The following is a 26,401-nucleotide window of genomic DNA, read 5'->3' on the forward strand; positions in this document are numbered from 1 at the left end:
GATGTTCCTTCGTTATGTCTTCTGCGTTCACCCGGGCATTCAGGCAGCCGCCGGCGCCGTCTTGGACGCGGCAATCGCATGCGGCTCGAGGCCGACGTGCGCGTTGTTGCCGCTGCTCGTGAGCTCGACCTTGCGGTCGTGGAGTTCGGCGAGCGCGCGCTTGTACTCGTTGGGGAACACCTTCACGAACTTGGTCCGCGCCTCGGCCCAGTTGTCGAGCAGCTCGCGCGCGCGCTTGCTGCCGGTCCAGCGGTGGTGGTCTTCGAGCAGCTTGCGCAGCTGCGCCTCGTCGGTCTCGCCGCCGTGCCAGATCTTGCGGTGCACGCTCGCGGTCTGCTCGGTGGAGGTCAGCACCTTCTCGAGCGAGACCATCGCCATGTTGCAGCGCGAGGCGAACTGGCCGTCCTCGTCGTAGACGAAGGCCACGCCGCCGCTCATGCCGGCCGCGAAGTTGCGGCCCGTCTTGCCGAGCACGGCCACGGTGCCGCCGGTCATGTACTCGCAGCCATGGTCGCCCGTGCCTTCGACCACCGCGGTGGCGCCCGACAGGCGCACTGCGAAGCGTTCGCCGGCCACGCCGCAGAGGTAGGCTTCGCCGGTGGTCGCGCCGTACAGCGCGGTGTTGCCCACGATGGTGTTGCGCACCGCCTCGCCCCGGAAGTCGAGGCTAGGGCGCACCACCACGCGGCCGCCCGACAGGCCCTTGCCGGTGTAGTCGTTGGCGTCGCCGATCAGGTAGAGCGTGATGCCGCGCGCCAGGAAGGCGCCGAACGACTGGCCGCCGGTGCCTTCGAGCTGGATGCGGATCGAATCGTCGGGCAGGCCCTGCGGATGCACCTTGGTCAGCGCGCCCGAGAGCATGGCGCCCACCGAACGGTTGACGTTGCGCGCCACCTCGATGAACTGCACCTTCTCGCCGCGGTCGATGGCGGAGCGCGACTTTTCGATCAGCTTCACGTCGAGCGCGCGGTCGAGGCCGTGGTCCTGGTTCTCGACGTGGTAGCGCGACACATCGGCGGGCACATTCGGCAGTGCGAACAGGCGGCTGAAGTCCAGGCCCGAGGCCTTCCAGTGCTCGATGCCGCGGCGCATGTCGAGCAGGTCGGCGCGGCCGATCATGTCGTCGAACTTGCGGATGCCGAGCTGGGCCATGATCTGGCGCACTTCCTCGGCCACGAAGAAGAAGTAGTTGACGACGTGCTCGGGCTTGCCCGAGAACTTCTGGCGCAGCACCGGGTCTTGCGTGGCCACGCCCACCGGGCAGGTGTTCAGGTGGCACTTGCGCATCATGATGCAGCCCTCGACCACCAGCGGCGCGGTGGCGAAGCCGAACTCGTCGGCGCCCAGCAACGCGCCGATGGCGACGTCGCGGCCGGTCTTCATCTGGCCGTCGGCCTGCACGCGGATGCGGCTGCGCAGGCGGTTGAGCACCAGCGTCTGCTGCGTCTCGGCCAGACCGATCTCCCACGGGCTGCCGGCGTGCTTGATCGACGACCAGGGCGAGGCGCCCGTGCCGCCGTCATGGCCGGCGATCACGACGTGGTCGCTCTTGCACTTGGCCACGCCTGCGGCGATGGTGCCGACGCCGATCTCGCTCACCAGCTTGACGCTGATGCTCGCATGCGGCGCGGTGTTCTTCAGGTCGTGGATCAGCTGCGCGAGGTCTTCGATCGAGTAGATGTCATGGTGCGGCGGCGGGCTGATGAGGCCCACGCCCGGCACCGCGTAGCGCTGCTTGCCGATGTACTCGGTGACCTTGCCGCCCGGGAGCTGGCCGCCCTCGCCGGGCTTGGCGCCCTGCGCCATCTTGATCTGGATCTGGTCGGCCGAATGCAAGTACTCGGCCGTGACGCCGAAGCGGCCCGAGGCCACCTGCTTGATGCGCGAACGCAGCGAGTCGCCATCGCGCAGCGGCAGATCGACCTCGACGTTCTCGGCACCGATGATGCTGCGCAGCGTGTCGCCCTGCTTGATCGGAATGCCCTTGAGCTCGTTGCGGTAGCGCGCCGGGTCTTCGCCGCCTTCGCCGGTGTTGCTCTTGCCGCCGATGCGGTTCATGGCCACGGCGAGCACCGAGTGCGCCTCGGTGCTGATCGAGCCGAGCGACATCGCGCCGGTGGCGAAGCGCTTCACGATCTCGGACGCGGGCTCGACCTCGTCGACCGGAATCGCCTTGGCGGTATCGATCTTGAACTCGAACAGGCCGCGCAGCGTGAGGTGGCGGCGGTTCTGGTCGTTGATGAGCTGCGCGTATTCCTTGTAGGTGTTCCAGTTGTTGGCGCGCGTGCTGTGCTGCAGCTTGGCGATCGCATCGGGCGTCCACATGTGCTCCTCGCCGCGCGTGCGCCAGGCGTATTCGCCGCCCGCGTCGAGCATGTTGGCAAGCACCGGGTCGTCGCCGAACGCGGCCTTGTGCATGCGGATCGCTTCCTCGGCGATCTCGAACACGCCGATGCCCTCGACGCGGCTCGCGGTGCCCGTGAAGTACTTGCCGACCGTCCGGCTGTTGAGGCCGATGGCCTCGAACAGCTGGGCGCCGCAGTAGCTCATGTAGGTGCTGACACCCATCTTCGACATGATCTTCGACAAGCCCTTGCCGATGGCCTTGACGTAGTTGTAGACCGCCTTCTCGGCGCTCATGTCGCCCGGCAGGTCCGCGTGCATCGCCGCCAGCGTTTCCATGGCCAGGTACGGGTGCACGGCTTCGGCGCCGTAGCCCGCGAGCACAGCGAAGTGGTGCACCTCGCGCGCCGAGCCGGTCTCCACGACCAGTCCGGCCGTGGTGCGCAGGCCCTCGCCCACGAGGTACTGGTGCACGGCCGACAGCGCCAGCGCAGCGGGAATCGCCACCTGCGTCGGGCCGACGCCGCGGTCGCTCACGATCAGGATGTTGTGGCCGCCCTTGATCGCGTCCACCGCCTCGGCGCACAGCGATGCCAGCTTGGCCTCGACGCCTTCGTAGCCCCAGTCGAGCGGGTAGGTGATGTCGAGCACGTAGCTCTTGAACTTGCCCTGCGTGTAGGTGCCGATGTCGCGCAGCTTGGCCATGTCGGCAAAGTCGAGGATCGGCTGGCTCACTTCGAGCCGCATCGGCGGGTTGACCTGGTTGATGTCCAGCAGGTTCGGCTTGGGGCCGATGAACGACACCAGCGACATCACGATCGCTTCGCGGATCGGGTCGATCGGCGGGTTGGTCACCTGCGCGAACAGCTGCTTGAAGTAGTTGTAGAGCGGCTTGTTCTTGCTCGAGAGCACGGCCAGCGGGCTGTCGTTGCCCATGGAGCCGATGCCCTCTTCGCCGGCCTGCGCCATCGGGCTCATCAGGAACTTGATGTCTTCCTGGGTGTAGCCGAAGGCCTGCTGGCGGTCGAGCAGCGGCACCTGCGAGATCGGCGCGCTGACCGCGCCGGCCGGCTCGGCCTCGACGCTGTCGAGCTTGATGCGCAGGTTCTCGATCCACTGCTTGTAGGGCTTGCTGTTCGCGAGGGTGGCCTTGACCTCCTCATCGTCGATCATGCGGCCCTGCTCCAGGTCGATCAGGAACATCTTGCCGGGCTGCAGGCGCCACTTGCGCACGATCTTCTGCTCGGGCACGGGCAGCACGCCCGACTCCGAGGCCATGATGACGAGGTCGTCGTCGGTCACGCAGTAGCGCGAAGGCCGCAGGCCGTTGCGGTCGAGCGTGGCGCCGATCTGGCGGCCGTCGGTGAAGACGATCGAGGCCGGGCCGTCCCACGGCTCGAGCATGGCCGCGTGGTATTCGTAGAACGCGCGGCGGCGCGGGTCCATGGTGGCGTGCTGCTCCCAGGGTTCCGGGATCATCATCATCACGGCCTGGCTGATCGGGTAGCCGGCCATCGTGAGCAGCTCGAGGCAGTTGTCGAAGGTGGCGGTATCGGACTGGCCGGCGAAGCTGATCGGGTAGAGCTTCTGCAGGTCGGGGCCGAGCACCGGCGACGACATCACGCCTTCGCGCGCCTTCATCCAGTTGTAGTTGCCCTTGACCGTGTTGATTTCACCGTTGTGGGCGACGTAGCGGTACGGGTGGGCCAGCGGCCACTCCGGGAAGGTGTTGGTCGAGAAGCGCTGGTGCACCAGGCCGAGCGCCGAGACGCAGCGCTTGTCCTGCAGGTCGAGGTAATAGGTACCGACCTGGTCGGCGAGCAGCAGGCCCTTGTAGACCACGGTGCGGCTCGACATGCTCGGAACGTAGTATTCCTTGCTGTGCTTGAGCTTCAGGCGCTGGATGTTGGCGCTCGCGGTCTTGCGGATCACGTAGAGCTTGCGCTCGAGTGCGTCCTGCACGATCACGTCGTTGCCGCGGCCGATGAAGACCTGGCGCAGCAGCGGCTCTTTCTCGCGCACGGTCGGCGACATCGGCATCTCGCGGTTCACCGGCACGTCGCGCCAGCCCAGCAGCACCTGCCCCTCGGCCTTGATCGCGCGCTCCATCTCCTGTTCGCAGGCCTGGCGCGAGGCATGTTCCTTGGGCAGGAAGATCATGCCGACGCCGTATTCGCCGGGCGGGGGCAGCGTGACGCCCTGCTTGGCCATTTCTTCGCGGTAGAGGCGGTCGGGCAGCTGGATCAGGATGCCGGCGCCGTCGCCCATCAGCTTGTCGGCGCCCACTGCGCCGCGGTGGTCGAGGTTCTCGAGGATCTTGAGGCCCTGCAGCACGATGGCATGGCTCTTCTCGCCCTTGATGTGCGCGACGAAGCCGACGCCGCAGGCGTCATGCTCGTCGGCACCGGAATACAGACCGTGTTGTTGGAGATGTTCGATCTCGGCAGCCGTCGTCATGGCGCACTCCTTCAGTTTTCGCAGGGATGGTGAGGATATTGCGATGCACAAAGAATGCCAAACACTTTAATCGGGGTCAGAGTCTCATTGAATTTCGAGGGTTTTGGTGAGGATAAAATCGGGGACAGATTGATTGGCCGGCACGCGGAGCGGCTTCCATGCCCCTGCGTTCAGGCCTGCGTCTCGGGCGCTGAGGGAGGCCGGCCGGCGCGGGCCTTGGTCACGCGGCGCTCGGTCGATTTCTGAAGCGAGGCCAGAAAGTCGGCATCGCCCGCTGCCCAGCCCCGCAAGGTTGCATCGGTGAGCGCGACCTGATCGGCAGCACGCACGCCGCCGCGTACGAGCTCTACATAGGCAGCCTCGCGCGCGAACGGCGTGTTGCCGAGTTCCCAATAGAGCGGATGTGGCGTCAGCAGCCTGTCGTGGCGCAAGCCCGCGTAGTGACCGTGGCTGGACCAGGCGAAGTCACGCGCATCCGACACCAGCCCTGCGCGCACCGGGTTCAGGTCGATATAGGCCATGCAGGTCAGCAGATAGCGGTCGGTCTGGATCAGCGTGGATCTGTAGCGCCCTTCCCACAGCGTGCCGCTGCGGCCATGGCGGTCGTTGAAATAGCGCACGTAGCTGCGTCCCACCGACTGCATGAACTGCGGCAGGCCGGTGGTGCTGTCAGGCGTGGCCAGCAGGTGGAAATGGTTGTCCATCAGCACGTAGGCGTGCAGCGCGATGCCAAAGCGCGCGGCGTTGTCGGCGAGCAGGCCGAGCAGCTTTTCGTGGTCCGCGCGATCCACAAAGATCGGCTGGCGGTTGTTGCCGCGCTGGATCACGTGGTGCGGCATACCGGGGAGCGTGAGGCGGGGAAGACGGGCCATGGCGTCGAACGCTCGCGCGGGTTGCGTCGACGCCGGTTCAGCCCAGCCGAAACCGCGTATCGCCCAGGGCGTCGAGTCCGAACTGCGCCAGCAATTCGCGCAGCCGCGCCGCGGCGGCAGCCTTGCGCTGGCCGGTATGGCGCGCCAGGATCAGTTCGTTCTTCATGCTGTGCTCCCAGCCGACCAGTTCGGTGACGGTCACGCTGTAGCCGTTGGCCTCGAGGTAGAGGCAGCGCAGCACGTTGGTGAGCTGGCTGCCGATTTCGCGCGTGTGCAGCGGATGGCGCCAGAGCTCGGCCAGCGGCGTGCGCGACAGCGCGAGCGCCTTGGTCTCGCGCAGGCAGGCCGCGACCTCGGCCTGGCAGCAGGGCACGAGCACCATCGCGCGCGCCTTCTTCGCCAGTCCGAAGGCGATGGCGTCGTCGGTCGCGGTGTCGCAGGCATGCAGCGCGGTGACCACGTCGATGCGCTCGGGCAATTCGCTGGCGCTGGCCGACTCGGCCACCGTGAGGTTCAGGAAAGACATGCGGTCGAAGCCGAGCCGCGTGGCCAGCGCACGCGATTTCTCGACGAGTTCGCCGCGCGTCTCGATCCCGTATACGTGACCGCCCGCGTGCGAGCGGAAAAACAGGTCGTAGATGATGAAGCCGAGGTACGACTTGCCGGCGCCGTGGTCGGCCAGCGTGGCGCCGGTGCCCGCCTCCGGCAGCTCGCGCAGTAATTGCTCGATGAACTGGAACAGGTGGTAGACCTGCTTGAGCTTGCGGCGCGAGTCCTGGTTGAGGCGGCCTTCGCGCGTGAGGATGTGCAGTTCCTTCAAGAGCTCGACCGATTGGCCCGGACGCAGCACCTCCAACAATTCGTTTTCGGCCTTCGACGCTTTGGCGGTCATCCCGGCCCGGGTCGGCTGTGCGTTCATCGCGTTGCACTCCCGGCGCCGACGTCGAGCGCATTCCAGCCGGCCTGGCCCAGCGCTTCGAGCGTTTCGATGTTGCGCTCGAAGATCGCCTCGGCCTCGGGAAAGGCCTCGACCGCGCGGCTCACGCTGTCTTCGCGCAGCAGGTGCAGCGTGGGATAGGGCGCGCGATTGGTGGCGTTGCCGATGTCGTCGGGCGCGCTGCCGGCGAACTCGAACTGCGGATGGAAGCTCGCGAGCTGCAGCACGCCGTCGAAGCCTGCGCGCGCGAGCTTGCGTTCGGCGCGGGCCGTGAAGTCGTTGAAGTCCAGAAAGTCCGCCAAGGTGTTGGGTGCGATGAGCAAGGTGGTGTCGCGCACGGAAGCATCGTGCGCAGTGAGTTCACGGGCTTCGGCCAGGAGCATCTCGATCAGAGGGCCTTCGTCGGCGCCCAGGTAGACGGCATGGTGGATCTGCCGTTTCACGTGCACCGCCTTTGCGAAGGGGCACAGGTTGAGCCCGATGACCGCGCGCTCCAGCCAGCGCCGGGTATCGGCTTCGGCCTGCATGGCGTCGATTGTCGCTGCGTCCTTCATGCCACTTCCGTCGCAAGGCGTATTCGCCCGAGGCCCGCCGCGAGCAGCATGCCCGCGAGCGAGCAAGCGAGCGTGGCGATCCAGGTCCAATGCCAGCCGCCGGCGCGCAGCGCGATCCAGGCCACCGCCGGCGGCGCGAGGAACTGCCCCAGCGACGAGGCCTGCTGCATGAGGCCGACCGTGGTGGAGACGGTCGAAGGCCCCGGCGCCAGGCGCACGCCGAGCAGGAACAGCGTGGCAGGCACCATGCCGCCACCCAGCGAAAAGACGCAGACCGCGATGTAGCGCAGCGCCGGCGGCAGCCCCAGCGCGTCGCCGCCCTGCCCCACCTGCGCAAAGGCCGCGATGCCGCCCAGCGCCATGGCCAGGAACCCCCAGCGCAGCAGGCGCTCGGGCGCCACGCCGCGCTGCAGCCAGCGGCCGCCCGCGAGGTTGCCGACGATGTTCATCGCGGCAGCCAGCGCGGTCAGCACGGCACTGAGCCCGGCCGGCACGCCCGCCCCCGCGTAGATGGCGGGCAGGAAACCGATCACCGCCATCCATTGGGCCGAATACACCGCGAAGGTCGCAGCCGTCATCCACGGCCCCCGTGCGCCGACTGTGGCGCGCAGCCGCGCCGGCCAGCCGGTGGCCGCCGCCCCGTCCGCCACCTTCGCGGCAGCGCCGGCCCGCCGTGCGTCCGGGGACACCGCAAGCCACAACCAGAGCGCCGCACCCGCGGAGACCGCGGACAGCGTCCACCACCAGTCGGGCCATCCGCCCCAGGCGATCAGGGCCGGGCCGGCCAGCAGCGCGAGCGCGACGCCGAACGGCATGTAAGCGCCCCACACGCCCAGCGCGGCCTTGTCGGCGCCGGCCGGCGTCAAGGCCCGGATCAACCCCGGTCCCGGCATCACGGCCATCAGGAAGCCGACGCCTTCGAGCGCGCGCAGGCCCAGCAGCCATTGCAGCGCGAACGTTCGGCCGAGCCAACCCGCGCCCACCGCGCCGCCCAGCAGGCTCGCGACCGTCAGGATCGCCAATCCCGCCAGCATGCTGCGGCGCAGGCCGATCGTGTCGGCTGCCAGCCCCGCAACCAGGCCCAGCGCCATGCTCGCCACCTGCACCAGCGACAGCAGGAACCCGGCCTCGACCAGGTCGATGCCCATCATAGCTTGCAGCGCCGGCACCGCGGGCGGCAGCTTGCCGAGGTGCAGCGCGGCGCTGACGCCTCCCAGAACCACGGCAAAGGCGGCGAGCGGAACGCGTGCCGGCGCGGCGGCTGCAGCACTCACTGGTGCACCCTTGGCGCGGCGCTCATTCGATCGCCCGACGCCCGGTCAGGCGCTCATGCTCGCGCATCGCGAAGCGATCGGTCATGCCGGCGATGTAGTCAGCCACCGCACGGTGGCGGTCGCGGCGGCCCGCAAAGGAAGCCGGCATCTCGGCGTCGCGTTCGAGATACGCGTCGAACAGCTCGCGCACCACCTGCTGCGCCTGGTCGGTGGTCTGGGTGACCTGCGGATGCCGGTACAGATTGCGGAACAGAAAGCGCTTGAGTTCGTCGGATTGCGCCTGCATGGCCGGACTGAAACGCACCAGCGGTGGCGATTGGCGCACTGCGTCCGCGTCAGCCGGCTGCACCGCCTCGATCGCCGCCCGGGTGGCGTCGATCACGTCGTAGACCTGGGCGCTCAGCATGCGCCGGATGGTTTCGTAGAGCATGCGCCGCCCCTGCAGCCCCGGGTGCTCAGCCACCGCCTCGCAGCGGTATCGCTCGAACAGCGGCACCTCGCCGAGCTGCTCGACGCTGATGAGGCCGGAGCGCACGCCGTCGTCGATGTCGTGCGCGTTGTAGGCGATCGCGTCGGCCAGGTTGCACAGCTGCGCCTCGAGCGCCGGCTGCGTGCGGTCGAGAAAGCGCCGGGCCACGCCGCCGGGCTCGGCCGCTTCGAGCCGCTCCGCATTCGTTCGCGAGCAGTGCTTGAGGATGCCTTCGCGCGTCTCGAAGCTCAGGTTCAGCCCGTCGTACTGCGGATAGCGATGCTCCAGCGCATCGACCACGCGCAGGCTCTGCAGGTTGTGCTCGAAGCCGCCGTGGCCTTCCATGCAGGCGTCGAGCGCATCCTGGCCCGCATGGCCGAACGGCGTGTGGCCGAGGTCGTGCGCCAGCGCGATGGCTTCGACCAGGTCCTCGTTGATGCGCAGCGCACGTGCGATCGAGCGGCCCAGCTGCGCCACCTCCAGCGAATGCGTCAGCCGGGTGCGGAACAGGTCGCCCTCGTGGTTCAGGAAGACCTGGGTCTTGTAGACCAGGCGCCGAAATGCGGTCGAATGCACGATGCGATCGCGGTCGCGCTGGAATGCGTCGCGCGTCGGCGCCGGCGGCTCGGCATGCCGGCGCCCGCGCGAGCGCGACGGATGGCACGCAAAGGCCGCGAGGGTCATTGGTGCACCCTTGGCGCTGCGCGCCTTCCCGCCAAGCGGGAGCGAGCTTGCTTGGGGCGGCCCGGCGCGGCGCTCATTCGCTTGCGCAGCACTGCGCGAGCACTTCGCGCACCAGCGCATCGGGCGCGCTGCGGACTGCGGCCGAGCCCGGCCTGTCGATGACCACGAAGCGGATCTCGCCCGCCTCGGACTTCTTGTCGACCCGCATCAGTTCGAGGTACCGGTCGGCGCCCAGCGCCGGTCCGACGGTCGGCAGGCCGGCGCGCTCGACCAGCCGCGTGAGCCGCTCGACAAAGGCCGCATCCACGCCGCCGAGGCGCTGCGACAGATGCGCCGCCATGACCATGCCGCAGCCGACCGCTTCGCCATGGAGCCATTCGCCGTAGCCGAGCCCTGATTCGATGGCATGGCCGAAGGTATGGCCGAAGTTGAGAATGGCGCGCAGCCCGGTCTCGCGTTCGTCCTGGCCGACGACCAGCGCCTTGATCTCGCAGCTGCGCCTCACGGCATGCGCCAGCGCAGCCGGATCGCGCGCCACCAACGCATCGATGTTCGCCTCGGTCCAGTCGAGGAACGCCATGTCGTGGATCGGGCCGTACTTGATGACCTCGGCCAGGCCGGCGCTCAGTTCGCGCGGCGGCAGCGTCTGCAGCGTTTCCAGGTCGCACACCACGAGCTGCGGCTGGTAGAACGCGCCGATCATGTTCTTGCCGAGCGCATGGTTGATGGCCGTCTTGCCGCCGACCGACGAATCCACCTGCGCCAGCAGCGTGGTGGGCACCTGGACGAAGGGCACGCCGCGCATGTAGCTCGCAGCGGCGAAACCCGTCATGTCGCCAACGACGCCACCGCCGAGGGCAAACAGCACCGTCTTGCGGTCGCTGCCGCGGCCGAGTAGTTGGTCGAAGATCAAATTCAGGGTCTGCAGGTTCTTGTGGCTCTCGCCGTCGGGCAGCTCGAGCAGGTGCACGCTGCGGAAGCGGCCGGCCAGCACGGCACGCAGCCGCTGGGCATAGAGCGGCGCCACGGTGGTGTTGCTGACGATCAACGCGCTGGCAGCCGAGGGCACCACGTCAAAGCTCTGCGGCACGTCGAGCAGGCCGGCGCCGATCAGGATCGGATAGCTGCGGTCGCCGAGCTGGATGTCGACGCGTTCTGTCGTGGCGGAAGATGCGGGAAGGGACATGGCAGCGAGTTTAGGCGCTGCCACGTCCCTGCCCGTTGCGCGGGTTCGGCTCAGGGCTCCGACGCTTCGGGGTAGGCGCCCGGCGAGACGATGCCGGCCAGTTCGAGCTGCATCACGATGACGTTCACCAGCATCGTGATCGAGGGCCGGCCGGTGTCGACCACGTCGTGGGCGGTCTCGCGGTAGAGCGGGTCGCGCACGTCGTGCAGCTCGCGCAGCCGGCCGAGCGGATCGGCCACCTGCAGCAGGGGCCGCTTGACATCGTGGCGCAGGCGCCGGAACAGGTCTTCGGGCGAGGAGCGCAGGTAGATCACATGGAAGCGCTCGTGCAGCTGCCTGCGGTTGGCTTCCCTGAGCACCGCGCCGCCGCCGGTGGCAAGGATGCCGTGTGGCTGCGCGCCCAAGTCCTCGATGACGGCTTGCTCAAGATCGCGAAACGCCGTCTCGCCCTCGCGCTCGAAGTAGTCGCGGATGGAGCAGCCGATGCGCTGCTCGATCACATGGTCGGTGTCGACGAACGGAAGGTCCAGGCGGGCACCGAGGCGCCGGCCCACTGCAGATTTGCCGGCGCCGGGCAAGCCGACGAATGCGATCGCCACGCGGTGGCTGCTACACCTCGCGCGTCAGCGCGCGGCGTTGCGGTCGGTAATCATCTTCGGAGTGATAAAGACGAGCATTTCGGTCTTGTTGGCAACGCGCTCGCGCTTGCGGAACAGTGCCCCGAGGTAGGGCACTTCACCCAGCACCGGCACGCGCGATTCGTCATTGGTTTCGGTGAGTTCGAAGATACCACCGATGACGACCGTGCCGCCGTTCTCGACCAGCACTTCGGTCTGCACGTGCTTGGTGTTGATAGCCGGACCTGCCGAGGTGTTCACGCCGCGGGCGTCCTTGCTGACGTCGAGCGTCAGGATGATGTTGCCTTCGGGGGTGATCTGCGGCGTGACCTCGAGCTTCAGCACGGCCTTGCGGAATGAGATAGAGGTGGCGCCGCTCGAGGTGGCCTGCTGGTAGGGGATTTCCTCGCCCTGCTCGATCAGTGCCTTGGTCTGGTCGGCGGTGATCACGCGGGGGCTGGAGACCAGCTTGCCCCTGCCGTCGGCTTCGAGCGCCGAGATCTCGAGGTTCAACATGCGCGACAAGCTCGAGTTGAACAGCGAGATCGCGAAGGCACCGGGCGTATTGCCGGTGCCGCCGGCATCGCCTGCGGGCAGGTTGATGAAGTTGGAGTTGGTCCAGGTGGCTGCTGCGCCGCCGACGCCGCCGCCGGTGGTGGCGGGCATCACGCCGACGGTGCCGAAGGCCGGATTGCCGTTGGACGACGCGACGCGTTCGCGGGAGATGCCGCCGCCCAGCCGCACGCCGAGCGATTTGCCGAAGGTGTCGGAAGCCTCGACGATCCGGGCTTCGATCAGCACCTGGCGCACCGGTATGTCGAGCTTCTGGATCAGTTCGCTGACCTGCGCGAGCCGCGACGGAATGTCGGACACGAACAGCTGGTTGGTGCGCGCTTCGGCGATCACGCTGCCGCGCGGGCTCAGGATGCGGGTGGTGGAGCCGGAGCCGCCACCGCCGCCGGCCGAGGCGCCGGTGCCGGTCAGGCCCTGGGCGATCGCGATCGCCTTGGTGTAGTTGAGCTGGAACGACTGCGTCCGCAGCGGCTCGAGGTTCTCGATCGCGGCCTTGGCCTCGAACTCGAGCTTTTCCTTGGCATTGATCTCGTCCTTGGGCGCGATCCACAGCACGGTGCCGTTCTTGCGCATGCCCAAGTTCTTGGCCTGCATGATGATGTCGAGCGCCTGATCCCAGGGCACGTCCTTCAGGCGCAGCGTCAGGGCGCCGGTGACCGAGTCGGAGGTCACGATGTTGAAGTTCGTGAAGTCGGCGATCACCTGCAGCAGCGAACGGATCTCGATGTTCTGGAAGTTCAGCGAGAGCTTCTCGCCGTTGTAGCCCACGCCCTGCGTCAGCTTGGTCGGGTCGACCTTGCGCGCGCGAAGCTCGACCACGAACTGGTTCTCGCTCTGGTAGGCGCTGTGCTCCCAGTCGCCACGCGCTTCGATTGTCATGCGGACGCGGTCGCCCGACTGCTGCGAGGTGATCAGCTGGACCGGCGTGTTGAAGTCGGCCACGTCGAGGCGGCGGCGCAGGCCCTCGGGCAGCGTCGACTTGGTGAACTCCACCACGAGGTTCTTGCCCTGCTGCCGCACATCGACGCCGACCTGGTTATTGGCCAGGTCGACGATCACGCGGCCCGAATTGTCGGGGCCCATGCGGAAGTCGACGTCGCGCAGCGGCAGGGTGTCACGGTTGCGGTTTTCGGCAAAGACCGAGGGCGTCGACGACGCGAGCGCCGTGCCCGCCACAGGCTCGAGGATCACGAGCAGCGACTTGCCCTGGATCTCGGCCTTGTAGGCAGTCGCCTGCTTGAGGTTGAGCACCACGCGGCTGCGGTCGCCCGCCTGGACCACGTTCACCGAGCGCAGGTTGCCCTGGTTCACCTCGATGGCGGAGCGCCCGATGGCGTTTGTCACGCCGGGAAAGTCGAGCGCGATGCGCGCCGGCGTCTGGACCGCGAAGCCGGTCGGCACGGCCGTGAGCGGCTGGGCGAGATCGATGCGGATCACCTCCGAACCGGACTGCGTCGAGCTGGTGACCGCTTCAATAGCGTTTTGCGCATGCGCGATCGCGAATGCGCCAAATGCCAGCAGGCCCAGGCCCGCCACTCGCAGCCGCTGTACCAACGTTAGTTTCTTGTGATTCATTTCGCACTCTCTTGCAGCTGCAGTGTCGCCGCGCGTTCGATCCATTCACCGGCGGCATCCTGCACGATCTCCCGCAGGCTCACTTCGGTTTCGTTGATTCGGGTGATGCGCCCGTAGTTGAGGCCCAGGTATTCGCCGACCCGCACCTTGTAGAGCAGCTTGTCGACGCGGATCAGCGCCACGGGCTGGCCGTTGCGGTTCATGCTGCCCACCATGGCCATCGCATCGAGCGGGAAGGCTTCGAGCGCCTCCTTGCGGCGCGCCAGCTCCGGCGCGATCAGTTCCGAGGTGCTCGGCTGGTTCGACTCGCGGCGCAATGCCTGGGTCAGCTTCAGCAGGTTGAACGGCTCGAAGGCCGCGCCTTCGGTGTAGGCCTGCGGCGTGAACTTCTTGGGCTCGGTGATCGGCGGCACGTTGGGCTTGACCTGGGCGCGCTGCTCGGCCATCCAGCGCCGCAGCTCTTCGCGCTCGGCGTCGGCGCAGGCGCTCAGGCCCAGCGCGGCCATCAGCAGCCAGAGGAATTTCGCGAACGTCCTCATTTCTTCTTCGCCTTCGGCGCAGCGGCGCGTTTCTGGGCTGCCCGCTCTTCGTCGTCGAGGTAGCGGTAGGTGCGTGCCGTGGCGTCCATCGTCAGGGTGCCGTCCTTCTCTTTTTGCGGCGTGACCGTCAGGTTGTTCAGCGTGACGATGCGCGAGAGGCTCGCGATATCGGCGGCGAAGGCGCCGATGTCGTGGTAGCGACCGGTCACGCGCACTGCGATCGGCAGCTCCGCGTAGTAGTCCTTCACCGAGACCTGGCCCGGGCGGAACAGCTCGAACTGGAGGCTGCGGCCCAGGCCGGCCTGATTGATGTCGGACAGCAAGGCGTCCATTTCGGCCTTGCTGGGCAGCTGCTTCTCGAGCAGCGTCACGTATTGCTGCACCTGCTCGCGCTGCTTCTTGAGCAGGTCGAGGTTGGCGGCCAGCCCGACCTTCTTCTTGTAGTCGGCACGCAGCGCGACTTCGCGGGCGCGCTCGCTCTCGAGTTCGTCGTTGGCATTGGTGAGCCACACGAACCACAGCGCGACGAGCACCAGCAGCGTGACCGCCACGCACAGGGCGTAGCGCGGCACGGGCGGCCACATCGAGGGGTCGTTCGGATTCAGGTTGCGAAACTGGTCGCCGAAGTTGCGCAGTGCCGCGCCGACGTCGAGTTTCTGGGAGGGGCGATTGCTTGCCATGGTTCGTCTACCCCTTGCCCGGCGCCGGTGCCGACCCCGGTGCGGTCAGCGCCTTCTCGGCCGCCTTCTGCGCGTCGGTCGGCCGCTTGAGGCCGATGCGCATCGTGAAGTTCGCCACACGGCGCTGGTCGCGCTGGCTCAGGCTCACGGTGGCGGAGGTGATCTCGATCAATTCGGGCTTGACGAGCCAGGGGCTGTTGTTGCCGAGATTGCGCAGCAGTTCCGAGACGCGCTCGTTCGACTGCGCCATGCCCTGCAGGGTAACGGTCTGGTTGTCCTGCTTCATGCTCGTAAGATAGACGCCATCGGGCAGTTGCCGGACCAGTTCGTTGAGCAGATGGACCGGCAGGTTGCGGTCGCCCTGGAGGTCTTCGACCGCCTGCTGGCGTGCGCGCAGCGCGGCGATTTCTTCCTGCAGCGTGGAGATTTCCTTGATCTCGACCTCGAGCTTGGTGATCTCCGCCTTGAGGAAGCTGTTCTTGTCCTGCTGGGCCGAGATCTGCGCCTCGAACCAGAGGTAGCCGAGGCCGGCGATCACGACGCCCAGCACCGCCGCGGCGCCGAGCGCGCCATAGAACGCCTCGCGCCGCCGCTTGCGTGCGGCCTCGCGGTGCGGAAGCAGGTTGATGAGGATCACTGCACGAACCTCCGCATGGCCAGGCCGCAAGAGGTCAGGTACGAGGGCGCCTCGCGCCGGACCTTCTTCTCGCGGACGTTGGGTCCGATGTCCATGCCGTCGAACGGGTTCACGAGCGAGCAGGCGAACGAGGTCTGGCGCGTCACCGCGCTGGCCAGGCCCGGCAACGAGGCCGAACCGCCCGCGAGCAGCACGTAGTCGACCCGGTTGTGCGGCGTGCTCGTGAAGAAGAACTGCAGCGCGCGGGCGATTTCCTGGCCGATGCTCTCGACGAAGGGCTTGAGCACGCCCGAGCCGTAGTCGTCGGGCAGATCGCCGCTGCGCTTCTTGGCCTCGGCCTCCTCGGCGGAGAAACCGTACTGGCGAACGATGAGCTGGGTCAGCTGCGCGCCCCCGAAGGCCTGGTCGCGGTCGTACAGCACCTCCTGGTTGCGCAGCACCTGCATGCTGGTGGTGAAGGCGCCCACTTCGAAGAGCGCCACGACCGCATCGACCCCATTGCTCGGCAACTGCTCGATCAGGCGGGCGGCTGCAAGGCGGGAAGCGAAGGACTCGACGTCGAGGATCACGGCTTTCAGCCCGGCCGCTTCGGCCAGGCCTTCGCGATCCTGGACCTTCTCCTTGCGCGAGGCGGCGATCAGCACTTCGACGTCGCCGGCGGACGCGGTGCTCTGGCCGGTGACGCAGAAATCGAGGCTGACCTCGTCGAGCGAAAAGGGGATGTACTGGTTGGCTTCGGACTCGACCTGGATCTCGAGTTCCTGCTCGCTCATGCCGCCCGGGAGAATGATCTTCTTGGTGATGACCGCCGAGGGCGGCAGCGCCAGGGCGACATTGCGGGTGCGGGTGCCGCTCTTGCGCACGACGCGGCGCACGGCTTCGGCCACTTCGTCGAACTTCTCGACGTTGCCATCGGTGATCCAGCCCCGCTCCAGGGGTTCGATCGCGCAGCGCTCGAGAACCAGCTTGCCGCTGGCTTCGCGGCCGAGCTCGACCAGCTTGACGCTGGACGAACTGACGTCCAGGCCGAGCATGGGAGCGCCTTGCCGGCGAAACAATGATCCGAAAGAAGCCAAGTTAGGTCCCTCTAGCCCTGCATTTGTAACTAATGGAAAGATTTGCGTTCGGTTGCATGCTATCAGCAGGCGTAGCGCCATCCAAGCGGGCGGCGCGGGCAAAACTCCGGTTCGTTGTCAAAACCTGACGCGGCAGCGACATTCGGTAACTTTTGGCTTAGCGGGAAACCTCTCCCTCACAGTTGAACCCCTTTCGGGTAGTCGGCTTTTTATAATGCGCGGTGACTCTCCGGGCCCCCATGCAAGAAACTCCACGCCCCAAAGGGGCAGCCAAGACCCCCTCTCCCGCACGCCCCGCCTGGCTGAAATGGCTGCTGCGCTTTCTTGCCTGGGGATTCGGCATTGCTGCAGCCGGCGCCCTGGCGATCCTGTGCGTTATTGCCGTCGCCCTCGCGGTCGCCTACCCGAATCTGCCCGACATCTCGGAACTGTCCGACTACCGGCCGAAGCTGCCGCTGCGGGTCTTCTCTGCCGAAGGCATCCAGATTGGCGAATTCGGCGAAGAGCGCCGCAATCTAACCCCGATCGCAGCCATTCCCAAGCTCGTGAAGGACGCAGTGCTGGCCGCGGAAGACACCCGCTTCTACGACCACGGCGGCGTGGACTACAAGGGCATGGTGCGTGCCGCCATTGCCAACCTGAGCCGGGTGAAGAGCCAGGGCGCATCGACCATCTCGATGCAGGTGGCACGCAACGTGTACCTGAGCTCCGAAAAAACGCTGACCCGCAAGATCTACGAGGTGCTGCTCACCTTCAAGCTCGAGCATTTGCTGACCAAGGATCAGATCTTCGAGATCTACCTGAACCAGATCTATCTTGGCAACCGCGCCTATGGTTTCGCCGCCGCATCGGAGGCCTACTTCGGCAAGCCGCTGCACGCGCTGACCATTGCAGAGGCCGCCATGCTGGCGGGGCTGCCGAAGGCGCCGGGCGCAAACAACCCGGTCAACAATCCGCAGCGCGCCCGCGGGCGGCAGTTCTACGTAATCGACCGGATGCAGGACGCCGGTTTCATCACGGCCGAGCAGGCGGCCGAGGCCAAGAAGGAAGAACTCCACCTGCGCGACGCGTCCAACCCGGACCGGCTGCACGCCGAATTCGTGGCCGAGACGGTGCGCCAGCTGATGTACGCGCAGTACGGCGACAGTACCTACACGCGCGGCCTCAAGGTCTATACCTCGCTCGTGGCCGCCGACCAGGCCGCAGCCTACAAGGCGCTGCGCAAGGGCATCATGGACTACGAGCGGCGCCAGATCTACCGCGGGCCCGAGAAGTTCGTCGACTTGCCCAACGACCCGAAGGAACTCGACGAGGCCGTAGACGACGCGCTCGCGGAACACCCCGACAACGGCGACGTGAGGGGGGCCGTGGTGCTCCAGGCCGGGCCGAAGGAGATCTCCGCCGTGCGCGGCAACGGCGACCTGGTGCAGATCACAGGCGAAGGCCTGAAGCCCGCACAGTCAGGGCTTTCCAGCAAGGCTCCGCCAAACATCAAGATCCGTCGCGGCGCGGTGATCCGCGTGGTCAGGACGCCGAAGGACACCTGGGAGATCACCCAGTTGCCCGAAGTGGAAGGCGCCTTCATCGCCATGGACCCGCGCGACGGCGCCATCAAGGCCCTGGTGGGCGGCTTCGATTTCGGCAAGAACAAGTTCAACCACGTCACGCAGGCCTGGCGCCAGCCGGGATCGAGCTTCAAGCCGTTCATCTATTCGGCGGCCCTCGAAAAGGGCTTCACGCCGTCCACGGTCATCAACGACGGGCCTCTCTTCTTCGATGCCGGCACCACGGGCGGCCAACCCTGGGAACCCAGGAACTACGGCGGCGGCTACGACGGTCCGATGTCGATGCGCACCGCGCTCATGAAGTCGAAGAACCTGGTGTCGATCCGCATCCTGCAGTCGATCGGCACGCGCTACGCGCAGGATTGGGTCACCAACTTCGGCTTCGACAAGGAGAAGCATCCGGCCTACCTGCCGATGGCGCTCGGTGCCGGCTCGGTCACGCCGATGCAGATGGCCACCGCCTATTCGGTGTTCGCCAACGGCGGCTACCGCGTCAATCCCTACCTCGTGACCCGCATCACCGACCACAAGGACCGGGTGCTGGTCGAGAAGCAGCCGCCGCTGCTCAACGAGACGATCCGCGCGATTCCCCAGCGCAATGCGTTCATCATGAACACGCTGATGCAGTCGGTGACACGCTCGGGCACTGCCGCCAAGGCGCAAGCCCTGTTGAAGCGACCCGACCTCTACGGCAAGACCGGCACCACCAACGACTCGCTCGATGCCTGGTTCGCGGGTTTCCAGCCGACCATGACCGCCATCTCTTGGATCGGCTACGACACACCACGCAACCTGGGCGACCGCGAGACCGGCGGCGGCCTGAGCCTGCCGATCTGGGTCAACTTCATGCAGACCGCGCTCAAGGGCGTGCCGGTCACCGAACTCTCGGCGTCCCCGCCAAGCGGCGTCGTGAGCGTGGGCGGCGAGTGGTACTACGACGACTATGCACCGGGCCGCGGCGTGTCGAGCCTCGGCGTCGAGACCCCCGTCGCCGCGCCAGTGGAGGCCCTGACCGGCGTGCCCGTCGCCCCGCCGCCCCCGCCCGAGGAGCGCAACCGCATCCTCGACCTCTTCAGGAACTGATCCGACGCAAAGCGGCGGGTCAGGCGGCCGTGAATTCCAGTGGCTGCCCGGCCTGCAGGCTTGCTTCGCGCGTCAGGTTCGCGAAGAACTCCTCGCCCGTCTTGGTGTCGACCCAGGCGCTACCGTCGTGGCGGTAGTGATAGCCGCCCGAACGCGCGGCGAGCCAGATCTCCTGCAGCGGCTTTTGCAGATTGACGATCAGCTGGCTGCCGTTCCTGAACGAGATCGTGATCATGCCGCCGACCCGCTGGTTGTCGACGTCGGCGTCGGTGGCATCGTTGATGCGATCGCAGCATTGCTCGATGGCGGCGAGCGCGGCTTCGGCGCGGTCCAGGTATTCGGAGTCGGTCATTACAATTTCGTCATGTTGAATGTTCGTCAAATTCTAGTGAGCGCCTCCACCCGTGCTGCGCTCATGGTCGCCGGCCTCGCGGCTGCCGCCGCGGTCCTGTCGGCTTGCGGGCAGCGTGGACCGCTGTTCCTGCCGACCGATCCGGCGGCCGCACAGCGCGCCACCTTGCCGCAACTGCTGATCCCCGGCGGCGCGCCCGGCGCCGAGACGGCGCCTGCACCCGCTGCGCGAAGCAGTGCGCCAGTCGGCAATGGAGCGACGCGATGACGGCAAGCACCCCGCTCCCCGGCCATCCGCACATCGCCGACCAGGGCGGCGCGCTCCATGTCGAAGGCCTGAGCCTCGACGCGCTGGCCCGCGAACACGGAACCCCGCTCTTCGTCTATTCGAAGCAATGGATGCTCGACGCGCTGGCCGCCTACCAGCGCGGCTTCGAAGGGCGCGATGCGCTGATCTGCTATGCGATGAAGGCGAACGCGTCGCTCGGCGTGCTGCGCGTCTTCGCCGAGGCGGGCTGCGGCTTCGATATCGTCTCGGGCGGTGAACTGGCGCGCGTGCTGGCGGTGGGCGCCGATCCCGCGAAGATCATCTTTTCGGGGGTCGGCAAGACCCGCGCCGAAATGCGCCAGGCCCTCACGGCCGGCATCGCCTGCTTCAACGTCGAGAGCGAGGCAGAGCTCGACGTGCTCAACGAGGTGGCGCTGGCCGAGACCAAGCGCGCACCGATCAGCATCCGAATCAATCCCAACGTCGATCCGAAAACGCACCCGTACATCTCGACCGGGCTCAAGGGCAACAAGTTCGGCATCGCACACGACCGCGCGGTCGAGGCCTACCGGCATGCCGCAGGGCTGCCCGGCATCGAGGTGGTCGGCATCGACTGCCACATCGGCTCGCAGATCACCGAGGCGTCGCCGTATCTGGACGCCTGCGACCGGGTGCTCGACCTGGTCGAAGCCATCGAGGCAGCCGGCGTGCCGGTCCATCACCTCGACTTCGGCGGCGGCCTGGGCATCGACTACAACGGCGAAGTCCCTCCCAAGGCCGATGCACTCTGGCAGCAGCTGCTCGCCAAGCTCGATGCGCGCGGCTTCGGCCAGCGCAAGCTGGTCATCGAGCCGGGCCGCTCGCTCGTCGGCAATGCAGGCGTCTGCGTGACCGAGGTGCTCTACATCAAACCGGGGCAGGAAAAGAACTTTTGCATCGTCGATGCCGCCATGAACGACCTGCCGCGGCCCGCGATGTACCAGGCGTTCCAGAGGATCGTGCCGCTGCGCCCGCGCGCCGGCGACGGCACGACCTACGACGTGGTCGGCCCGGTGTGTGAGAGCGGCGACTGGATCGGCCGCGACCGGGCACTCAACGTGGTGGCCGGCGACCGGCTGGCCGTGTTGTCCGCAGGCGCCTACTGCATGAGCATGGCCAGCAACTACAACACCCGCGGCCGGGCGGCCGAAGTGCTGGTGAGCGGCCAGGAGGCGCGGCTCATACGCCGCCGCGAAACGGTGGAAGACCAGCTGCGCACCGAGCAGCAGATCGACGGCTGAGCGGCCGGCACGGGTCAGCCGGGGCTGCTGCCGCGCAGCGGCTTCTCGCCACCGCTCGCCGCGGTGGGCTTCGGCTTGCGCTTGCCCAACGCGTGCCACACTCGCCAGCCCAGCAGCACCGCGATGATGCCCGCGTAGACGAACACCTCGGCGAAATCGTTCTTGCCGGCCCGCATCCAGAAGAAGTGCAGCAGGCCGAGGCCGGCGATCAAGTAGACCAGCTTGTGCAGCATCTGCCAGCGCTTCGCGCCCATGGCCTTGATGGCGCGGTTGAACGAGGTCGCGGCCAGCGGCGTCAACAGCACGAAGGCCGAGAACCCCACGAGGATGAACGGCCGCTTGATGATGTCGCTTGCGATCTCGCCCCAGTCGAAGCCCTTGTCGAACAGGCTGTAGCACAGCAGGTGCAGCACGACGTAGAAGTACGCGTACAGCCCGAGCATGCGGCGAAAGCGCGCCAGCGCATTGAGCTTGGCCATCACCCGCAGCGGCGTCACCGCAAGCACGATGCAGAGAAAACGCAGCGTCCAGTCGCCCGTGGCGCGGATCAGGAACTCCTGGGGATTGGCCCCCAGCTGGTCGACCACCACGCCATAGACCAGCCAGGCGAATGGCAGCAGGCACAGAAGGAAGACGAGCGGCTTGGCCGCCGGGTGCATGAGCAGCTTGTTCATGGGGCGATGCGCGCCGGGCCCGGAGGCCGGCACAGGCTCATTCAGAAGTTCTTCTTCAGGTCCATGCCGGCGTAAAGCTGCCCGACCTGGGCCTCGTAGCCGTTGAACATGAGCGTCTTGTGGCGCTTGGCAAACAACCCGCCCAGCCCGCCGCCCTCGCCGATCCGGCGCTCGGTGGCCTGGCTCCAGCGCGGATGGTCGACGTTCGGATTGACGTTGGAATAGAAGCCGTATTCGTTGGCCGCGGCCTTGTTCCACGCCGTGCTCGGTTCCTTTTCGACGAAGCGGATCTTCACGATCGACTTGGCCGACTTGAAGCCGTACTTCCAGGGCACCACGAGGCGCACAGGCGCGCCGTTCTGGTTCGGCAGCACCTCGCCGTACATGCCGAAGGCCAGCAGCGTGAGCGGATGCATGGCCTCGTCCATGCGCAAGCCCTCGACGTAGGGCCAGTCGAGCACGCGCGAGCCGACGAAGGGCATGGTCTTCGGGTCGGCGAGCGTCACGAACTCGACGAACTTCGCATTGCCCTGCGGCTCGACGCGCTTGATGAGTTCGGCCAGCGAGTAGCCCACCCAGGGAATGACCATCGACCAGCCCTCGACGCAGCGCAGGCGGTAGATGCGTTCTTCCTGTGCGCTGAGCTTGAGCAGGTCTTCGATGCCGTACTTGCCGGGCTTCTTGACCAGGCCCTCGACCTCCACGGTCCAGGGGCGCGTCTTGAGGGTGCCGGCATTCTTGACCGGATCACCCTTGTCGGTGCCGAACTCGTAGAAGTTGTTGTAGCTCGCCGCGTCCTTGTAGTCGGTGAGCTTTTCCATCGTCTGCGCGCCGGCCACGGCCGACTTGGCGCCGGGCAGCAGCGCGAGCTTGTGCGGCCCCGTGCCCTGGGCAAAGGCCTCGCGGCCCGCGAAACTCGCGAGCGCAGCACCTGCGGCACCGCCGGCCATGAGCTTGAGCAGGTCGCGCCGGCGCTCGTAGACTTCGCGCGGCGTGATTTCGCTCGCAACCGGGTGGATGAAACCGCTGCTGCGACCCTGCGGGCGGGAATGGAACGTCATGGTGGAGGCCTTTCGCGTGAATCGTTTGCTCGGGGTAGTTCGCGACTTCCCCTGATCCGGTTACGCGCTTTTGGCGCGCGCGGTTTCATTCTTCGCTAAAAAGCCGCCGTCTGCCCGTCAAAGGGTGCCGTAGCTGTGCAACCCGCTCAGGAACATGTTCACGCCGAGGAAGGCGAAGGTGGTCACGGCCAGCCCTGCCAGGGCCCACCATGCGGCCACGGTGCCGCGCAGGCCCTTGACGAGCCGCATGTGCAGCCAGGCGGCGTAGTTGAGCCAGACGATCAGGGCCCAGGTTTCCTTCGGATCCCAGCTCCAGTAGCCGCCCCAGGCATCGGCCGCCCACAGTGCACCGAGCACCGTGGCAATGGTGAAGAAGGCGAAGCCGACCGTGATCGACTTGTACATCACGTCGTCGAGCACCTCGTTGGCAGGCAGCCGCGCGGCAATGCGCTTGCGGCCGAACAGGATGCCCGCGGCGATGAGTGCGGAGATGGCCGCATAGACCACCCAGTAGCTGCCGCCGGCTTCCTGTGCGCGCTGGCGGAAGGCCACGGGCACGAAGCACAGCGCCATGCCCAATAGCCAGATCGGCGTGAGCTTGTACCAGCGTGTCTCGTTCGCCTGCTCCTTGACGAGGTAGGCGAAGGCCACCATGGCCGCGAGCGCGAAGGTACCGTAGCCGATGAAGTTGGCGGGCACGTGCACTTTCATCCACCAGCTCTGCAGCGCGGGCACCAGCGGCTGGATCTCGTGGGCTTCGCGCACCAGCGTGTACCAGAGCAGGAAGCCGACGGCGGCACTCACGACCAGCATGACGAAGGCGCCGAGCGACCGTGTGCGGTAGCGCTCTTCGTAGTACAGGTAGAACGCGGTCGTGAGCCAGCAGAACAGCACGAACACCTCGTACAGGTTGCTCACCGGGATGTGGCCGATGTCGGGCCCGATCTGGTGGCTTTCGTACCAGCGCACCATGGTGCCGATGAGCGCCATCGTGACGGCGGCCCAGGCCAGCCGCGATGCGATGGCTTCGAACGCATCGCCCTGCTTGCCGCCGAACAGGCCCAGCCAGTAGAACAGCGTGCTCATGAAGAACAGCACGCTCATCCAGAGGATGGCCGACTGGCTCGACAGGAAGTACTTGAGCCAGAACACCGTCTCGGCGCGCGCGAGGTCGCCCTGGTAGGACACGATGGCCAGCAGCGAGGCCGCCGCGACCACGATCGCCAGCACGCGCAGCGGCCGCCAGAACCAGCAGATGGCGATGATGGAAATCATCGCGCCCACGAGGATGGGTTTCTCGTAGTTGTCCATCGCGCTGGCGTATTGCGTCAATGCGAACAGGCCGCCGGCGATGACCAGCGCCGCGAACAACCAGTCGAACAGGCTGCGGCGCGAGAGCCAGCTTTCGTGGAGCGTGAGGGTGGTGGTGTTCATGGTGAGGCCGGCTCTTCTTTTTTCAGGGCGAGCAACTTGTGCTTGAGGTGCTCGAACTCGCGATCACTGTCGATGGTCTTGCGGTTGACCGAGAACGCCATGGTCGCGGCGGTCGCAGCGGTGTCTCCGGCGCCCTCGCCGGGCGTCAGCCACACCCAGAGACGGCGCTCGCGCACGTACAGCATGGCAAAAATCCCGATGATCAGCAACAGACAGCCCAGATAGACCACGTTCTTGCCGGGCGCGCGCGCCACCTGGAAGACGCTTGCCTGCACCTGGGTAAAGTCGGTCATCAGCATCGCGACCGGTGCCGGATAGAAATGGGCGTCGCTGATGGCCAGCACCGCCTGCGTCAGGAAGGCCTGCGACTTCGGTTCGCTCGGCAATGCCGCCAGCCCCGCGCCCTCGCGGCTCAGGTTGAGCACCTCGAACAGCACGTCGTTGAGGATGCGCACCAGCACTGTGCCGGCGCGCTCGCGCTCGGCCTCGGGCACGTTGGCCTCCATGAATTCGGCAATCGCCTGCCAGCCGCCACGCGTGCTCGCGTCGGCCTTGGCGCGTTCGCTGCCGGCAAACAGGGCCAGCGCCCGCGCCGCCGAGACGCGCAGTTGCTCGGCCATTTCGGGCCGCTTCGGATCGGCCGCCTTGGCGATGTAGCGCTCGACCGCGCGGGCGCGGGTGTCGGCGTCGGCCAGCGCGGTGCGCATGCGCACGAAGCCGTCCATCGCGCCCTCTTCGTCGGCCGGCACGCGCAGGTAACGGAAAGGCTCCTCGGGCTTCTCGCGCATGCCGAGCAGGAACACCGGCTGGCCGTCGCCCGTGTCGACCGGCACCATGTAGTTCTGGTACTCGCGCGCCTGGCCCGCGGCATCGCGCAGCTTGTAGCCGATGCTCGGGCCGATGTTGCGCAGCACTTTCGGCTTGTTGGTCTTGTTGGCCGCACCGAAGCGCGACTCGATGTCGTGGCGCAGGTCGACCTTGCGCACGTCGGCGCCGCTGCTCATGGCGCCGCCATCCGCGAAATTTTCGACGTTGATCACGCGCAGCGCCGCGTATTCGAGCGTGAGCTTCTCGGTGCCGTTGGTGATCTCGGTGCTCGGGCCGCCGATCACGCCCTCGACCTCGAAAGGCTTGGCCGCGGCGGCCATCGGCACGGCCTTGAGCTTCACGCGCGAGCCCCCGTCGTCGAAGCTCGACTGGTAGATCTCCACGCCCTTGTAGCTCGCGGGATGGTTGACCTCGATGCGCGCCGGCACCTGCGCGCCGGTTTCACGGTCGTGCAGCACCACCTCGCTCGCGAACAGCTTGGGCATGCCGGTCGAGTAGTAGTCGACGATGAATTTCTTGAGCTCGATCGAGAACGGCAGCTCCTGCAGCAGCACACCGTCGGACTGTTGCAGGATGGCCACGCTGCCCTGCCCGCCCTCTGGCACCAGGATGTTGCCGCGGAAGGTGGGGTTGCGCGGCGAGAGCCGGTGTTGCGCCGGCACGTCGGCGATCATGCCGCCGCCGGTGAACACGCTCTTGCCGTTGAACCAGGTCTGGGCGCGCACCACGAGGTCGCCGTCGAGCAGGCCGCCGATGCAGACCAGCACGATCGCGCTGTGGGCCGCGATGTAGCCGAGCTTGTGGGCGCCGCCCGCGCGCGCGGCCACCATCCAGCCGGCGCCGGTTTGCCCGTCGGCACCGTCGCGCTGCTGCAACTTGACCTTCCAGCCACCGCTCACCAGCAGCTGGCCGATGCGGTTGGCAGCGGCCGCGGGCGCCTCGTCGAGCCGGCTCTCGGCACGCTGGCCGAAAGCCTTGAGGCTCTGCGCGCGGATGTCTTCCTTGAAGGTCTTGAGGTCCACCAGGATGCGCGGCGTGTTGCGCGCAATGCACAGCGAGGTGCTGACCACCAGGAACAACAGGATCAGCAGGAACCACCAGGCGCTGTACACCGAATCGAGCTTGGCCGCGCGGAACAGCTCGGCCCAGAAGGGCCCGAACTGATTGATGTAGTTGTTGATGGGCTCGTGCTGCTTGAGCACGGTGCCGATGATCGATGCGATGCAGATGACCGTGAGCAGCGCGATCGCGAAGCGCATCGAGGACAGCAGTTCCACCGCAGCGCGAAGCACTTGCGGGCCGCGATGGACGCGAAGGCCGTGGGTGGAGACAGACATCGGGCAGCGAACGTGAAAAGAAGAAGAAAAGGGCAGGAAAGCGGGAA

The 26,401-nt window shown here is 67.0% G+C and carries 21 protein-coding genes; 3 read left to right on the forward strand and 18 right to left on the reverse strand.

What is annotated here, in order from left to right; translation table 11 throughout:
- Positions 1 to 39: 39 nt before the first annotated feature.
- The 13 genes from AC3A6R_RS08905 to AC3A6R_RS08965 form a co-directional block, all read right to left on the reverse strand.
- Positions 40 to 4,800, reverse strand: a complete 4,761-nt coding sequence (locus AC3A6R_RS08905) for a glutamate synthase-related protein (RefSeq protein WP_487864284.1) — start codon at positions 4,798 to 4,800, stop codon at positions 40 to 42.
- A 170-nt stretch (positions 4,801 to 4,970) separates the two neighbouring features.
- Positions 4,971 to 5,672 carry a transposase gene (locus AC3A6R_RS08910; RefSeq protein ID WP_487864285.1) on the reverse strand — a complete coding sequence of 234 codons (702 nt, stop codon included), beginning with the start codon at positions 5,670 to 5,672 and terminating at the stop codon, positions 4,971 to 4,973.
- A gap of 37 nt (positions 5,673 to 5,709) precedes the next feature.
- Positions 5,710 to 6,591, reverse strand: coding sequence for a class I SAM-dependent methyltransferase (locus tag AC3A6R_RS08915; RefSeq protein WP_487864286.1), 882 nt, complete (start codon positions 6,589 to 6,591; stop codon positions 5,710 to 5,712).
- On the reverse strand, positions 6,588 to 7,163 hold the full coding sequence (locus tag AC3A6R_RS08920; protein WP_487864287.1) for a DUF1415 domain-containing protein: 576 nt from the start codon (positions 7,161 to 7,163) through the stop codon (positions 6,588 to 6,590). The genes AC3A6R_RS08915 and AC3A6R_RS08920 overlap by 4 nt, the downstream gene beginning before the upstream one ends.
- Positions 7,160 to 8,437: an MFS transporter gene (locus AC3A6R_RS08925; protein WP_487864288.1), complete on the reverse strand. Its 1,278-nt coding sequence runs from the start codon at positions 8,435 to 8,437 to the stop codon at positions 7,160 to 7,162. The genes AC3A6R_RS08920 and AC3A6R_RS08925 overlap by 4 nt, the downstream gene beginning before the upstream one ends.
- 22 nt (positions 8,438 to 8,459) lie before the next feature.
- Entirely contained in the window at positions 8,460 to 9,590 is a 1,131-nt protein-coding gene (locus AC3A6R_RS08930; protein WP_487862180.1) for a deoxyguanosinetriphosphate triphosphohydrolase, read from the reverse strand.
- Between the two features lie 73 nt (positions 9,591 to 9,663).
- Positions 9,664 to 10,776: a 3-dehydroquinate synthase gene (gene aroB, locus AC3A6R_RS08935; protein ID WP_487862181.1), complete on the reverse strand. Its 1,113-nt coding sequence runs from the start codon at positions 10,774 to 10,776 to the stop codon at positions 9,664 to 9,666.
- Between the two features lie 50 nt (positions 10,777 to 10,826).
- Positions 10,827 to 11,375 (reverse strand): shikimate kinase, encoded by a 549-nt coding sequence (locus AC3A6R_RS08940; protein WP_487864289.1) that lies wholly within the window; start codon positions 11,373 to 11,375, stop codon positions 10,827 to 10,829.
- Between the two features lie 24 nt (positions 11,376 to 11,399).
- Positions 11,400 to 13,541: a type IV pilus secretin PilQ gene (locus tag AC3A6R_RS08945; protein WP_487862183.1), complete on the reverse strand. Its 2,142-nt coding sequence runs from the start codon at positions 13,539 to 13,541 to the stop codon at positions 11,400 to 11,402.
- Positions 13,538 to 14,080, reverse strand: a complete 543-nt coding sequence (locus AC3A6R_RS08950; protein WP_487862184.1) for a pilus assembly protein PilP — start codon at positions 14,078 to 14,080, stop codon at positions 13,538 to 13,540. Before AC3A6R_RS08950 ends, AC3A6R_RS08945 begins: the two co-directional genes overlap by 4 nt.
- The gene (locus AC3A6R_RS08955) at positions 14,077 to 14,760 is read right to left on the reverse strand and encodes a type IV pilus inner membrane component PilO (RefSeq protein ID WP_487862185.1); all 684 of its coding nucleotides are present in this window, start codon (positions 14,758 to 14,760) and stop codon (positions 14,077 to 14,079) included. Before AC3A6R_RS08955 ends, AC3A6R_RS08950 begins: the two co-directional genes overlap by 4 nt.
- A gap of 7 nt (positions 14,761 to 14,767) precedes the next feature.
- Complete coding sequence (locus tag AC3A6R_RS08960; RefSeq protein ID WP_487862186.1) at positions 14,768 to 15,397, reverse strand: PilN domain-containing protein; 630 nt, start codon at positions 15,395 to 15,397, stop codon at positions 14,768 to 14,770.
- Positions 15,394 to 16,473 (reverse strand): pilus assembly protein PilM, encoded by a 1,080-nt coding sequence (locus AC3A6R_RS08965; protein ID WP_487862187.1) that lies wholly within the window; start codon positions 16,471 to 16,473, stop codon positions 15,394 to 15,396. The genes AC3A6R_RS08960 and AC3A6R_RS08965 overlap by 4 nt, the downstream gene beginning before the upstream one ends.
- Before the next feature lie 239 nt (positions 16,474 to 16,712).
- On the opposite strand from AC3A6R_RS08965, the gene AC3A6R_RS08970 reads away from it, so the two are divergent.
- Positions 16,713 to 19,121, forward strand: coding sequence for a penicillin-binding protein 1A (locus tag AC3A6R_RS08970; protein WP_487864290.1), 2,409 nt, complete (start codon positions 16,713 to 16,715; stop codon positions 19,119 to 19,121).
- A gap of 19 nt (positions 19,122 to 19,140) precedes the next feature.
- Here AC3A6R_RS08970 and cyaY read toward each other — a convergent pair whose 3' ends face one another.
- A complete protein-coding gene (gene cyaY, locus AC3A6R_RS08975) occupies positions 19,141 to 19,473 on the reverse strand; it encodes an iron donor protein CyaY (protein ID WP_487862189.1) in 333 nt (110 codons plus the stop codon).
- Positions 19,474 to 19,485: 12 nt separating this feature from the next.
- Here cyaY and lptM point away from each other — a divergent pair, with 12 nt between their 5' ends.
- Both lptM and lysA read left to right on the forward strand, forming a co-directional pair.
- Positions 19,486 to 19,740 carry an LPS translocon maturation chaperone LptM gene (gene lptM / locus AC3A6R_RS08980; protein ID WP_487862190.1) on the forward strand — a complete coding sequence of 85 codons (255 nt, stop codon included), beginning with the start codon at positions 19,486 to 19,488 and terminating at the stop codon, positions 19,738 to 19,740.
- Positions 19,737 to 21,020, forward strand: a complete 1,284-nt coding sequence (lysA, locus tag AC3A6R_RS08985) for a diaminopimelate decarboxylase (protein ID WP_487862191.1) — start codon at positions 19,737 to 19,739, stop codon at positions 21,018 to 21,020. The genes lptM and lysA overlap by 4 nt, the downstream gene beginning before the upstream one ends.
- Positions 21,021 to 21,034: 14 nt before the next feature.
- On the opposite strand, the gene AC3A6R_RS08990 is transcribed toward lysA, so the two are convergent.
- The 4 genes from AC3A6R_RS08990 to AC3A6R_RS09005 all read right to left on the reverse strand — a co-directional run bounded on the left by AC3A6R_RS08990 (position 21,035) and on the right by AC3A6R_RS09005 (position 26,354).
- On the reverse strand, positions 21,035 to 21,694 hold the full coding sequence (locus AC3A6R_RS08990; protein ID WP_487862192.1) for a protein-methionine-sulfoxide reductase heme-binding subunit MsrQ: 660 nt from the start codon (positions 21,692 to 21,694) through the stop codon (positions 21,035 to 21,037).
- 41 nt (positions 21,695 to 21,735) lie between these two features.
- Positions 21,736 to 22,755 (reverse strand): protein-methionine-sulfoxide reductase catalytic subunit MsrP, encoded by a 1,020-nt coding sequence (gene msrP / locus AC3A6R_RS08995; protein WP_487862193.1) that lies wholly within the window; start codon positions 22,753 to 22,755, stop codon positions 21,736 to 21,738.
- A gap of 117 nt (positions 22,756 to 22,872) precedes the next feature.
- A complete protein-coding gene (ccsB, locus tag AC3A6R_RS09000; RefSeq protein ID WP_487862194.1) occupies positions 22,873 to 24,189 on the reverse strand; it encodes a c-type cytochrome biogenesis protein CcsB in 1,317 nt (438 codons plus the stop codon).
- Positions 24,186 to 26,354: a cytochrome c biogenesis protein ResB gene (locus tag AC3A6R_RS09005; protein ID WP_487862195.1), complete on the reverse strand. Its 2,169-nt coding sequence runs from the start codon at positions 26,352 to 26,354 to the stop codon at positions 24,186 to 24,188. Before AC3A6R_RS09005 ends, ccsB begins: the two co-directional genes overlap by 4 nt.
- Positions 26,355 to 26,401: the final 47 nt, after the last annotated feature.

Source organism: Variovorax sp. Soil_C_19 (genome assembly GCF_057657255.1).

Bases quoted from the DNA above. Each gene is read 5' to 3' on its own strand.
- AC3A6R_RS08970 (WP_487864290.1), top strand. From the start codon at position 16,713: ATGCAAGAAACTCCACGCCCCAAAGGGGCAGCCAAGACCCCCTCTCCC.
- aroB (WP_487862181.1), bottom strand. From the start codon at position 10,776: ATGTCCCTTCCCGCATCTTCCGCCACGACAGAACGCGTCGACATCCAG.
- AC3A6R_RS08930 (WP_487862180.1), bottom strand. From the start codon at position 9,590: ATGACCCTCGCGGCCTTTGCGTGCCATCCGTCGCGCTCGCGCGGGCGC.
- AC3A6R_RS08990 (WP_487862192.1), bottom strand. From the start codon at position 21,694: ATGAACAAGCTGCTCATGCACCCGGCGGCCAAGCCGCTCGTCTTCCTT.
- AC3A6R_RS09005 (WP_487862195.1), bottom strand. From the start codon at position 26,354: ATGTCTGTCTCCACCCACGGCCTTCGCGTCCATCGCGGCCCGCAAGTG.
- AC3A6R_RS08950 (WP_487862184.1), bottom strand. From the start codon at position 14,080: ATGAGGACGTTCGCGAAATTCCTCTGGCTGCTGATGGCCGCGCTGGGC.
- AC3A6R_RS08920 (WP_487864287.1), bottom strand. From the start codon at position 7,163: ATGAAGGACGCAGCGACAATCGACGCCATGCAGGCCGAAGCCGATACC.
- lysA (WP_487862191.1), top strand. From the start codon at position 19,737: ATGACGGCAAGCACCCCGCTCCCCGGCCATCCGCACATCGCCGACCAG.
- lptM (WP_487862190.1), top strand. From the start codon at position 19,486: ATGTTGAATGTTCGTCAAATTCTAGTGAGCGCCTCCACCCGTGCTGCG.
- AC3A6R_RS08910 (WP_487864285.1), bottom strand. From the start codon at position 5,672: ATGGCCCGTCTTCCCCGCCTCACGCTCCCCGGTATGCCGCACCACGTG.
- AC3A6R_RS08915 (WP_487864286.1), bottom strand. From the start codon at position 6,591: ATGAACGCACAGCCGACCCGGGCCGGGATGACCGCCAAAGCGTCGAAG.
- AC3A6R_RS08955 (WP_487862185.1), bottom strand. From the start codon at position 14,760: ATGGCAAGCAATCGCCCCTCCCAGAAACTCGACGTCGGCGCGGCACTG.
- AC3A6R_RS08905 (WP_487864284.1), bottom strand. From the start codon at position 4,800: ATGACGACGGCTGCCGAGATCGAACATCTCCAACAACACGGTCTGTAT.
- AC3A6R_RS08945 (WP_487862183.1), bottom strand. From the start codon at position 13,541: ATGAATCACAAGAAACTAACGTTGGTACAGCGGCTGCGAGTGGCGGGC.
- msrP (WP_487862193.1), bottom strand. From the start codon at position 22,755: ATGACGTTCCATTCCCGCCCGCAGGGTCGCAGCAGCGGTTTCATCCAC.
- ccsB (WP_487862194.1), bottom strand. From the start codon at position 24,189: ATGAACACCACCACCCTCACGCTCCACGAAAGCTGGCTCTCGCGCCGC.
- cyaY (WP_487862189.1), bottom strand. From the start codon at position 19,473: ATGACCGACTCCGAATACCTGGACCGCGCCGAAGCCGCGCTCGCCGCC.